The 10,764-nt window shown below is 63.0% G+C and carries 9 protein-coding genes and 2 riboswitches; of the genes, 5 read left to right on the plus strand and 4 right to left on the minus strand.

Going from position 1 to position 10,764, the window contains the following annotated elements; all coding sequences use genetic code 11:
* Positions 1 to 160 precede the first annotated feature (160 nt).
* The gene (nfuA, locus tag HNQ83_RS08345; protein WP_008059275.1) at positions 161 to 745 is read left to right on the plus strand and encodes a Fe-S biogenesis protein NfuA; all 585 of its coding nucleotides are present in this window, start codon (positions 161 to 163) and stop codon (positions 743 to 745) included.
* Between the two features lie 231 nt (positions 746 to 976).
* On the opposite strand, the gene cobM is transcribed toward nfuA, so the two are convergent.
* From cobM to HNQ83_RS08365, 4 genes are all read right to left on the minus strand, one after another.
* The gene (gene cobM, locus HNQ83_RS08350; RefSeq protein WP_175388518.1) at positions 977 to 1,723 is read right to left on the minus strand and encodes a precorrin-4 C(11)-methyltransferase; all 747 of its coding nucleotides are present in this window, start codon (positions 1,721 to 1,723) and stop codon (positions 977 to 979) included.
* A gap of 83 nt (positions 1,724 to 1,806) precedes the next feature.
* Positions 1,807 to 2,220, minus strand: a complete 414-nt coding sequence (locus tag HNQ83_RS08355) for a cobalamin biosynthesis protein (protein WP_175388519.1) — start codon at positions 2,218 to 2,220, stop codon at positions 1,807 to 1,809.
* Complete coding sequence (locus tag HNQ83_RS08360) at positions 2,217 to 2,921, minus strand: CbtA family protein (protein WP_175388520.1); 705 nt, start codon at positions 2,919 to 2,921, stop codon at positions 2,217 to 2,219. Before HNQ83_RS08360 ends, HNQ83_RS08355 begins: the two co-directional genes overlap by 4 nt.
* An 11-nt stretch (positions 2,922 to 2,932) precedes the next feature.
* Positions 2,933 to 3,127 (minus strand): CbtB-domain containing protein, encoded by a 195-nt coding sequence (locus tag HNQ83_RS08365; protein ID WP_175388521.1) that lies wholly within the window; start codon positions 3,125 to 3,127, stop codon positions 2,933 to 2,935.
* 119 nt (positions 3,128 to 3,246) lie between these two features.
* A riboswitch (cobalamin riboswitch) is annotated at positions 3,247 to 3,473 on the minus strand.
* 176 nt (positions 3,474 to 3,649) lie between these two features.
* Positions 3,650 to 3,862, plus strand: a riboswitch (cobalamin riboswitch).
* Positions 3,863 to 3,960: 98 nt separating this feature from the next.
* On the opposite strand from HNQ83_RS08365, the gene cobW reads away from it, so the two are divergent.
* The 4 genes from cobW to HNQ83_RS08385 all read left to right on the plus strand — a co-directional run bounded on the left by cobW (position 3,961) and on the right by HNQ83_RS08385 (position 10,693).
* Positions 3,961 to 5,022 carry a cobalamin biosynthesis protein CobW gene (cobW, locus tag HNQ83_RS08370; protein WP_175388522.1) on the plus strand — a complete coding sequence of 354 codons (1,062 nt, stop codon included), beginning with the start codon at positions 3,961 to 3,963 and terminating at the stop codon, positions 5,020 to 5,022.
* A 3-nt stretch (positions 5,023 to 5,025) separates the two neighbouring features.
* Complete coding sequence (gene cobN, locus HNQ83_RS08375; RefSeq protein WP_175388523.1) at positions 5,026 to 8,874, plus strand: cobaltochelatase subunit CobN; 3,849 nt, start codon at positions 5,026 to 5,028, stop codon at positions 8,872 to 8,874.
* Positions 8,875 to 9,029: 155 nt separating this feature from the next.
* Positions 9,030 to 10,028, plus strand: coding sequence for an ATP-binding protein (locus HNQ83_RS08380; protein ID WP_175388524.1), 999 nt, complete (start codon positions 9,030 to 9,032; stop codon positions 10,026 to 10,028).
* 119 nt (positions 10,029 to 10,147) lie between these two features.
* The gene (locus HNQ83_RS08385) at positions 10,148 to 10,693 is read left to right on the plus strand and encodes a VWA domain-containing protein (protein ID WP_306155444.1); all 546 of its coding nucleotides are present in this window, start codon (positions 10,148 to 10,150) and stop codon (positions 10,691 to 10,693) included.
* The last annotated feature ends 71 nt before the right edge of the window (positions 10,694 to 10,764 follow it).

Raw genomic sequence — 10,764 nt, forward strand, 5'->3', positions numbered from 1 at the left:
GGCGGTGTGTCAGACAACGATGATGGTGACTGGCACTCCGTATTCGCGAGCAGGCTCGCTCCCACAGGGATTTGTTGCGCAACTTTCCCGACAAAAATACTAGGACTTTGTCCGGCGCGTTGATTGGCGTAAACTGCGCCCAAGCCTGCGAGGAGTTTCCATGACCGCTATTACCATCACCGACGCCGCCCACGATTATCTGGCTGATCTGCTTTCCAAGCAGAACACCCCGGGCATCGGCATCCGCGTCTTTATCACCCAGCCTGGCACCCAGTACGCCGAAACCTGCATTGCCTACTGCAAGCCGGGCGAAGAAAAACCCGAAGACACCGCACTGGGGCTGAAAAGCTTCACTGCTTACATCGATCACTTCAGCGAAGCCTTCCTGGATGACGCGGTTGTCGACTACGCCACCGACCGCATGGGCGGCCAGCTGACCATCAAGGCGCCAAACGCCAAGGTACCGATGGTCAACGCCGACAGCCCGATCAACGAGCGTATCAACTATTACCTGCAAACCGAGATCAACCCGGGGTTGGCGAGCCACGGCGGTCAGGTCAGCCTGATCGATGTGGTTGAAGACGGCATCGCCGTTCTGCAGTTCGGTGGCGGTTGCCAGGGCTGCGGCCAGGCCGACGTGACCTTGAAGGAAGGCATCGAGCGCACCTTGCTCGAGCGCATTCCCGAGCTCAAGGGCGTCCGCGACGTCACCGACCACACGCAGAAAGAAAACGCCTACTACTAAGGTGTTCTCTGCGAACTAAAAAACGGCGCCCCGTGAGCGCCGTTTTTTTATGGATGATTCATAACCTGTGGCGAGGGGATTTAGCGAAGCGTCGCACCGCCCCGTTCGGCGGCGAAGCCGTCGCCAAACCTGCTTACGGAGTACATCTGAAGAATGCAGGGGGCCGCTTCGCGACCCAACGGGGCGGTGCGACGCTTCGCTAAATCCCCTCGCCACAGGGTGGTGCTCGGCTCAGGGGCGGAATAGATGCGCATGCCCGGCGCGATACAGCGACGACTCGCTGAAGTGATCACTACCCAGCACCCGGCCCACCAAAATCAACGCCGTACGCCGAAACCCCTTGGCTGCAACCTTCCCGGCAATGTCTTCGAGTGTCCCCACCACCCAATCCTGATCCGGCCAGGTCGCCCGATGAATCACTGCGATTGGACAATCCGCGCCGTAATGCGGCAGTAATTCGGCGAGAATCTTCTCCAGATGATTGACCCCCAAATGGATCGCCATGGTCGCGCCATGCTGCGCCAGGTTGCCCAGTTCTTCACCAACAGGCATGGCGGTCTTGTCGGCGTAACGGGTCAGAATCACGCTTTGCGACACGTCCGGCAGTGTCAGCTCAGCACCTAATAGCGCCGCACAAGCCGCCGTCGCCGTCACGCCGGGGATGATCTCGAACGGAATGCCGAGTTCGCGCAGATGACGAATCTGCTCACCGATGGCGCCATACAGGCTCGGATCGCCGGAATGCACGCGGGCGACGTCCTGGCCGTTGGCATGGGCGGTCTTGATCAGGTCGATGATCTGTTCCAGGTGCAGTTCGGCACTGTTGACCACCTGTTCGGCGCAATGGCCTTCCAGCACGGCGGTGGGTACCAGTGAGCCGGCATAGATGATCACCGGGCAACTGCGGATCAGCCGCTGGCCTTTGACAGTGATCAATTCCGGATCGCCGGGACCTGCGCCAATGAAGTAGACGGTCATCGTCGATTCCTGTGGGAAAAAGGGGTTGGGCAAGGCTTCAGATGAAGATTGCTCATGATCGAGTGCGGGGATTATCGGGGATTTTACGCAGCGCAGGCCAACGCCAATGTTGCCTGGGCGTATTTTTGTCGCGGGATCAGCAGTTTCGCGGGTGCATTGGCCAGGTGTTCGGCCAGGGCAAGTGCGGCACTTTCCGCCACGCCGTAGCAGCCGGTACGTTCGAAGGCAATCTCGGAATGGTGGCTGAGTTGCGGTTGATAAGCCGACAGTTGTTCGCTGCTGAAATACATCATCTGCAAGCCCAGCTGCTCGGCCAGTTCGATCAGGGCCGGTTCATCGCGTTTTAAATCGATGCTGGCCAGGGCCTTGATTTCACTGAGTCCTATTCGGTGCGCTTGCAGCGCCTGATCGAGCAGTGCGCGCAACGTGCTGACGGGGCAGCCGCGCTGGCAGCCCAGGCCGACCACCAGGGTCGGCGCTGTGCTCTGATCAGTCATGCGTGGTACTGACCATCGCTTTTGCGGCGGAACAGCCAGGCGCTGATCAGGCCCAGGGCCAGCCAGAACGCGACGTTGGTCAGCTGCGAAGCGATTTTGAACTGGGTCTCCAGGGCTTCCGGCGCGAGCATTGAATGCACTTCCGGTTGCGGCGCGCCAATCACATGAGGAACGGCAAGGATCGCCACGCCAAGTACTTTCATCAGCCAGTGACGGCTGAACACGATCAGGGCGATGCCAACGGCGGTGGAGGCAGCGGTGCCGATCCACCAGAGCTGCCGTTGCGCCAGATCGGCAGCAGCGGTGCCCGGCAACTCAGGCGGCAAGCCGAGGGTCGGCGCCAGTACGAAGGTCGCGTAACCGGCCAGGCCCCAGAGCAGGCCCTGGGACGTTTTGGTCGGGGCACGCAGGGTGTACAGGCCGGCCAGCATCAGGGCAAAACCGACGGCTACCACCAGATTGCCACCCGTGGTCGACAGCACGCGCTGCCAGCCGTCTTCAGGCTCCCAGGCTTCGGCATCGTGGGTGTGGGCGGCGACGCCGGCGGCGTGTTCATGCACTTCAACGGCGGCAGGTTCGGATTTCTCGTAGGTTTCGGCCTGCAGAATCAGCGGGGAGACCCAGAGACTCTGCAGCAGGGTCAGCAGCAGGGCGGCCAGCAGCCCGGTGAAGCCTGCGGTTTGCGCAATACGCTTGATCATGTCGACAGGTCTCAATGGCACGGGAACGCGGAGCTGTGACGGGTATCGTGGGCGGCGTTATGGACCGCTTCGATGTGCGAGAAACCGGCGAAGTAGACCAGGCACGCACCGAGGATCGACGCGCAAACGGCGGCGGTCAGGCGTTGAGTCAGGGTGGTGGTGCTGCTGGCGGTGGTGCTGTGGCCGGTGCTGCTGATAATCGACATGGCGTATCCCTCTGGTCTGTCAGCGGGGAATCAAAAGCGCATGCAGAGCCTCCGCACGCCTTCGCGCGCAGGGATTCGAACAGCGCCCGCCCACCGCGGGTTTGTCATTCAGTGAAGTTTGATCACTTCGTGTTGCGGGCCGGTCTCCGGGCTCACGAGGGGTGCAGGCGTATGCCATGACCTTCAAGCATCACCTTCCCATGCCTCATTGGCACAGTGGATCTGACGCTTCGCTCGCTTACCGTTGCGGGGGCAGCACCGGACTGACATGGCTTAGGAGTAAAGCACATGATTCACCGGTTTCCCGTTTCACCCTGTGAAGGGCACCCGTAACAAGACGTGTAGGAGAGCATGGGCGGGGGTGGGGCGTCAATTGGCAAGGGTTCTCATCTTGAAGCCGAGGTGAATTCTTCGCGAGCAGGCTCGCTCCCACAGGTGATCGCACTCCACTGTGGGAGCGAGCCTGCTCGCGAAGGGGCCGGTGCGGGTGTTACAAGACATTGACCCGCCCCAATACGATGCGTAGCCTTGCGCTTTCGAGGTTCTTCGGCGTTTGTCGAAGCTAAGAAGGGAACGCGGTCAAAGCCGCGGCTGCCCCCGCAACTGTGAACGGTGATGTTCGCTGCCACGCCACTGCACGCTCAGGTCCTGAGCCCGCGGGAAGGCGCAGCGAACGCCAGTCCAACGATTGGCACACCGTCAGCCAGGAGACCTGCCTCGAAACAGATTCTCACTACAACCGGGCGGGGTGATCCGGTGGCGAACGCTTCCGGCGCGCATGCGCGTTGCCGGTTCTCGTCCCGTATGCCCGCCACCTTGCCAAAGGGCATCCGATGAAAACACTGGCCAAACTTCCCGTCACCATCGTCACCGGCTTCCTCGGCTCGGGCAAAACCACCCTGCTGCGGCACATGCTCGACAACGCCCAGGGCCGCCGCATCGCGGTGATCGTCAACGAGTTCGGCGAGCTGGGTATCGACGGCGAAATCCTCAAGCAGTGTTCCATCGGTTGCACCGAAGAAGAAGCCGTTGGCCGGGTTTATGAACTGGCCAACGGTTGCCTGTGCTGCACCGTCCAGGAAGAGTTCTTCCCGGTGATGCGCGAACTGGTGGCCCGTCGCGGCGATCTCGACCACATCCTCATCGAAACCTCGGGCCTGGCCCTGCCAAAACCGCTGGTCCAGGCTTTCCAGTGGCCGGAAATCCGCAGCGCCTGCACTGTTGACGCGGTCATCACTGTGGTCGACAGCCCGGCCGTCGCCGCTGGCACCTTCGCGGCATTCCCGGACCAGGTCGACGCCCAGCGCAAACTCGACCCGAACCTGGACCACGAGTCGCCACTGCACGAACTGTTCGCCGACCAACTGGCCAGCGCCGACCTGGTGATCCTCAACAAGGCCGACCTGATCAACCCGGAAGACCTGGCCCGCGTGCGCCTTGAAGTCGCCGAGGAACTGCCGCCGGCGGTGAAAGTGATCGAAGCCAGCAACGGTCGCCTGCCGCTGGACGTGCTGATCGGCCTCGGTGCGGGCTCTGAAGAACACATCGACGGCCGTCACAGCCATCACGATCACCACCATGAAGGCGAAGACGATCACGACCACGACGCTTTCGATTCCATCTCCATCGAGTTGCCGCAAGCTGACGAAAGCCTGCTGCTCGACGCACTGACCCAACTGGTGGTCCAGCACGGCATCCTGCGCGTCAAGGGCTTCGCGGCAATCCCGAACAAACCGATGCGTCTGCTGATCCAGGGCGTGGGCACCCGTTTCGACAAGCACTTCGATCGCCAGTGGGGCGCCGACGAAGCGCGTGTCACGCGTCTGGTGTTGATCGGCCAGGAACTGGACGCCGCCTTGCTCGAAGCGCAATTGCGCGCTGCGCTCAGCGTGTAAGCCATGCACCTGCTCAGGACCCAGCCCGGCGGTTTCGTGTCGGATGACAACATAGCCGACCTTGGACAAACCCCCGCCGAGCTGGTGATCCTGTGCAGTGGCGACTCCAGCCTCGCGCTGCTCGCCGAAGCGGCGCAGCAGTTGCCCGACGATTACCCGAGCGTGCGCCTGGCCAATCCGATGCAGGTGCAGAATCACGCCTCGGTCGACCTGTACGTCGATGAAGTGCTGCGCCACGCCAAAGTCATTCTGATCTCGCTGCACGGTGGCATCGCCTATTGGCGTTACGGCGTCGAGCGGCTGGTGGAATTGTCGCAGCGCGGGGTGCAACTGATTCTGGTGCCGGGCGATGACCGTCCGGACCCGGAACTCAGTGACCTGAGCACCGTGTCGCCCGAAGACCGCGACCGGCTCTGGCACTTCCTGCGCCAGGGTGGCATGGCCAATGCGCTGGACCTGTTTCGTTGCCTGGCCCATCGCTGGCTGGGCCGCGACTACGCTTGGTCCGAGCCGCAGACCCTTCCGCGCACAGCGATTTACCACCCACGAAAAAGCCCGGCGACGGTGCAGGATTGGCAAGCCGACTGGCAGGCCGATCAGCCCGTGGCGGCCGTGTTGTTCTATCGCTCGCACCTGCAAGCGGCGAACACCGCGTTCATTGATGTGTTCTGCCAGCGTTTGCAGGCGGCGGGGCTGAACCCGTTGCCGATTGCGCTGGCCAGTTTGAAAGAACCCGGCTGCCTGACGGTGGTCGAGGACTGGCTGGATGAAGTCGAGGCGGGGGTGATTTTGAACACCACCGGATTCGCCCAATCCAGCCCAGAAGCGCCTCACCTGCGGCCGTTTCGCCGCAATATCCCGGTGATCCAGGCAATTTGCGCCCAGGACAACGAGCCTGGGTGGCGCGCCAGCGAGCAGGGCCTGGGCCCCCGTGATCTGGCGATGCACATCGCGCTGCCGGAACTGGACGGACGCATCATCAGCCGACCCATCAGCTTCAAGGATCTGGCCTGGCGCAGTGAGCGCAGCCAGTCCGATGTGGTGTGCTACCGGCCACAACCGGAGCGCATGGATTTTGTCGCCGAACTGGCGCGGCGCTGGATCGATCTGGCACGGCTGCACAATTCTGAAAAGCGGGTTGCACTGATCCTCGCCAACTACCCGACCCGTGATGGTCGCATCGGCAATGGCGTGGGCCTCGATACCCCGGCCGCCGCGTTGAACATCCTGCGCGCGCTTCATCAAGAAGGTTACCCGCTGCCCGCCGAACTGCCGGACAGCGGCACAGCGCTGATCCAGCAATTGCTCGGCGGCGTCAGCAACGATCTCGACACCATCGACCAACGCCCGTGTCAGCAAAGCCTGGCCATGGACGAATACCTGACCCTGTTCAACGCACTGCCCGACGCCAACCGGTTAGCAGTGCTGGAGCGTTGGGGCGCGCCGGAAAGCGATCCGATTTGTCGGGGCGGTCGCATGATGATCGCCGGGTTGCGTTTTGGCCTGACCTTCGTCGGCATTCAACCGGCGCGAGGTTATCAGGTCGATCCGAGTGCGGTGTATCACGACCCGGACCTGGTACCGCCCCACGGATACCTGGCATTCTATTTCTGGCTGCGCAACACCTACGGTGCCCATGGCGTGATCCACGTCGGCAAGCACGGCAACCTCGAATGGCTGCCGGGCAAGGGCGTAGGCTTATCGGAGAGCTGCTGGCCGGACGCGCTGCTCGGGCCATTGCCAAACATTTATCCGTTCATCGTCAACGATCCGGGCGAGGGTGCCCAGGCCAAGCGCCGCACCCAGGCGGTGATCATCGACCACTTGATGCCGCCGCTGACCCGCGCCGAAACCTACGGGCCGCTGCGTAACCTGGAACTGCTGGCGGACGAGTACTACGAAGCGCAACTGCTCGATCCGCGCCGCGCCCGGGAATTGCAACGGGACATCCTGCAACTGGTGCGTGACACCCACATCGACCGCGAATTGCAGCTGGACGAACAACTCGACAGCGATGCCGATGCGGCGATCTGGCTGCCGCGTCTGGACACTTATTTGTGCGACTTGAAAGAGTCGCAGATCCGCGACGGCCTGCATGTGTTCGGCGAGTCACCGGCAGGGAGGTTGCGCATCGATACCTTGCTTGCGTTGCTGCGCATTCCCCGGGGCGATGGGCGTGGGGCGCAGTCGAGTCTGCTGCGGGCGTTGGCCAGGGCCTTTGAGTTGGGCTTCGATCCGCTCGATTGCGGGTTGGCCGAGCCGTGGAGCGGGCCGCGTCCCGAAGCGTTGTCGTCGATCAGTGAAGAGCTCTGGCGGACTACAGGCGATACCCGAGAACGACTCGAACTGTTCGCCACGCAACTCATCTCTCAGGCATTAACGACCCACTGTGGGAGCGAGCCTGCTCGCGAATCGATTGAACATCCAACATTGATGTCGACTGACCCACTGCTTTCGCGAGCAGGCTCGCTCCCACAGGAGGGTGGCTGGATTGAGGTGCAGGCCATCCTCGATAGCCTGCGCGAAGTGGTCGCACCACGCCTCGACGCCTGCGGCCCGGCAGAAATGCGCAGTCTGCTCGATGCCCTCAGCGGCCGTTTCGTCCCTGCCGGCCCCAGCGGCGCGCCTAGCCGCGGCCGTCTGGACGTGCTGCCGACCGGGCGCAACTTCTATTCGGTGGACGTGCGCAACCTGCCCACCACCACCGCATGGCGCATCGGCTTCCAGTCGGCCAACCTGATACTTGAGCGTCACCTGCAGGATCACGGCGATCATTTGCGCCAACTCGGCCTGTCGGTATGGGGCACGGCGACCATGCGCACCGGTGGCGATGACATCGCCCAGGCCATGGCGTTGATGGGCGTGCGCCCGGTGTGGGCCACGGGCAGCCAGCGGGTCGATGACTTTGAGATTCTGCCGCTGAGCCTGCTCGACCGCCCACGGGTGGACGTGACCTTGCGCGTGTCCGGTTTCTTCCGCGATGCCTTCGCCAACTTGATCCGCCTGTTCGACGCCGCCGTGCAGGCGGTCGCCGGGCTGGATGAGCCGGATGATCTCAACCCATTGGCGGCCAAGGTGCGGGCCGAGCGCGAAGCGCTGTTGAAATCGGGACTCGATGAAGAGGCGGCGCGGCGTCAGGCCGGCTGGCGCATTTTCGGTGCCAAACCCGGGGCCTACGGCGCGGGCGTGCAGGGCGCCATCGATGGTCGCCTGTGGCAGAGCCGCGAGGACTTGGCCGAGGTCTACCTGAACTGGGGTGGTTACGCCTATGGCGGTTCCGACGAAGGCACGGCGGCCCGCGAACAATTCGTCCAGCGTTTGAGCCTGGTGCAAGCGGTGCTGCAAAACCAGGATAACCGCGAGCACGACCTGCTCGATTCCAATGACTATTACCAATTCCAGGGTGGCATGCTGGCCGCCGTGGAAAGCCTCAGAGGCGAAGCGGCGGCCAGTTATCACGGCGATCACAGCCAGCCGGACCTGCCAAGAATCCGCACACTGAAGGAGGAGCTGAACCGGGTCATCCGATCCCGGGCGGCCAATCCGAAATGGCTGGAAGGCGTCAAGCGTCACGGCTATAAAGGCGCGTTCGAGATGGCGGCGACGGTCGACAATCTGTTCGCCTTCGACGCCACCACGCAGTTGATCGACGATCACCAGTACGCATTGCTGGCCGATGCTTATCTGCTTGACCCGGGCACCCGGGATTTCGTGCGCGAGCACAATCCCCATGCCCTGCGGGACATGACCGAGCGGATGCTGGAGGCGCAGCAGCGAGGGATGTGGAAGGAGCCGGGCGAGTATCGCGAGGCGCTGGAGAATTTGCTGCTCGATATAGAAGAAGACACCTGATACACCACAATCCCCCTGTGGGAGCGAGCCTGCTCGCGAAGGCGATTTGTCAGCCAAGTAATACTTTGAGTTTGACGGCCTCTTCGCGAGCAGGCTCGCTCCCACAGGGAGATTAAGGTGTCTGTGGAATCACCGACCATGACCGAGATTCAATAATGACCGACACCCCGCATTTCCCCCTTTCCGCCGTGGTCGGCGCCGACGATTTGAAACTGGCGCTGTACCTGACCGCCATCGACCCGAAGATCGGCGGCGTGCTGATCGAAGGCCCGCGCGGCATGGCCAAATCGACCCTCGCTCGAGGCCTGGCAGACCTGCTCGCCAGCGGCCAGTTCGTCACCTTGCCGTTGGGCGCCACCGAAGAGCGCCTGGTCGGCACCCTCGACCTCGACGCGGCCCTGAGCGAAGGTCGAGCACAATTTTCCCCTGGCGTGCTGGCCAAGGCTGACGGCGGCGTGCTGTATGTCGATGAAGTCAATCTGCTGCCCGATCACTTGGTCGACCTGCTGCTCGACGTCGCTGCCAGCGGCACCAATCTGGTGGAGCGCGACGGCATCTCCCACCGGCATTCGGCGAAGTTCGTCTTGATCGGCACCATGAATCCGGAGGAGGGCGAATTGCGTCCGCAATTGCTCGACCGCTTTGGTCTGAACGTCGCCCTCAGCGGTCACACCGCACCGACCGAGCGCGGCCAGATCATCCGTCGGCGCCTGGATTTCGACAGCGATCCCCAAGGTTTTTGCGCCGAGTGGGAAAGCCAGCAGCAAGCCTTGCGCGAGCGTTGCCAAAAGGCGCGTAGCGCATTGGCAAGTATCCCCCTCGATGACGCAGCGCTGGCGCAGATCACTGAGCGTTGCTTTGCCGCCGGCGTCGACGGCCTGCGCGCCGATCTGGTCTGGTTGCGCGCGGCCCGGGCCCATGCCGCGTGGCGTGGAGCCAGTGCCATCGCCGAGGAAGACATCGACGCCGTCGCCGAGTTCGCCTTGCGTCATCGCCGTCGCGAGCACACGCCACCGGCATCACAACCCCACCAGCCGCCATCCGGACAGAATGCCAACCCGAGCGAAGGCGAGGGTCAATGGGGTGAAATGCCCGCCCAGGCACTGCCGATTGGCGCTCGACGTGAAGTGCCGAGCTGGCCAAAAAAGCCTTAGGCATTCGCCCCCGATCTGACGCGGGGGCGAATGCCAGACCCCGCGCCGGACGGCTGGACCATGGCAAACAGGGCAAGCGTCATGCCGCCCGCAGCGGCTCGGTCAATTGGCCCGGCACGTTGCTCAATGGCCGGCCCCGTCAGCGCACCGATCTGCTTTTTCAACTGCGTACCCGGTCGCCCCATGAGCTGTGGCTGGTGATCGTCGATGCGTCGGCCTCGACCCGTCGTCATCAAGCCTTGAGTGACGCTAAAGGTTTGCTGGCGCGGTTGTTCGACGATGCTTATCGCCAGCGCGCTCGCCTGGCCCTGCTCACCGCCAGCGGCGTGTCGCCGAAATGGCAAGTGCAGGGCTTGAAAGCCTCCAGCGGTTTGCGTCACTGGCTCGATGGGCTCGGGGCGGGTGGCGGCACGCCGTTGCTGGCGGCGTTGGGTGAGGCGGGGCGCTGGCTGGCTTCGCGGCAGAAACGCTTTGCGGCGGAACAGCAGCGACTTCTGTTGGTGACTGATGGCCGGCTGAAAGAGTGGCCGGCGTTGCCCGCACTGGATTGTCCGGGGCTGGTGATCGACATCGAGCGTGGGCCAATTCGGCTTGGGCGCAGCAAGGTGTTGGCGGGGCAGTTGCAGGCTGAGTATCGGCATATCGATGAGCTGCTGCCGGGTTGAGTCCTGTGTTGCTGGTGCGGGCCTCTTCGCGATCAGGCTCGCTCCCACATTTGGAATGCGTTCCCCTGTGG

This window comes from Pseudomonas sp. C2B4, from assembly GCF_013359695.1.
In the GTDB taxonomy this organism is placed as follows: domain Bacteria; phylum Pseudomonadota; class Gammaproteobacteria; order Pseudomonadales; family Pseudomonadaceae; genus Aquipseudomonas.

Bases quoted from the DNA above. Each gene is read 5' to 3' on its own strand.
- HNQ83_RS08380 (WP_175388524.1), top strand. From the start codon at position 9,030: ATGACCGACACCCCGCATTTCCCCCTTTCCGCCGTGGTCGGCGCCGAC.
- HNQ83_RS08360 (WP_175388520.1), bottom strand. From the start codon at position 2,921: ATGATCAAGCGTATTGCGCAAACCGCAGGCTTCACCGGGCTGCTGGCC.
- HNQ83_RS08355 (WP_175388519.1), bottom strand. From the start codon at position 2,220: ATGACTGATCAGAGCACAGCGCCGACCCTGGTGGTCGGCCTGGGCTGC.
- cobN (WP_175388523.1), top strand. From the start codon at position 5,026: ATGCACCTGCTCAGGACCCAGCCCGGCGGTTTCGTGTCGGATGACAAC.
- nfuA (WP_008059275.1), top strand. From the start codon at position 161: ATGACCGCTATTACCATCACCGACGCCGCCCACGATTATCTGGCTGAT.
- HNQ83_RS08365 (WP_175388521.1), bottom strand. From the start codon at position 3,127: ATGTCGATTATCAGCAGCACCGGCCACAGCACCACCGCCAGCAGCACC.
- cobW (WP_175388522.1), top strand. From the start codon at position 3,961: ATGAAAACACTGGCCAAACTTCCCGTCACCATCGTCACCGGCTTCCTC.
- cobM (WP_175388518.1), bottom strand. From the start codon at position 1,723: ATGACCGTCTACTTCATTGGCGCAGGTCCCGGCGATCCGGAATTGATC.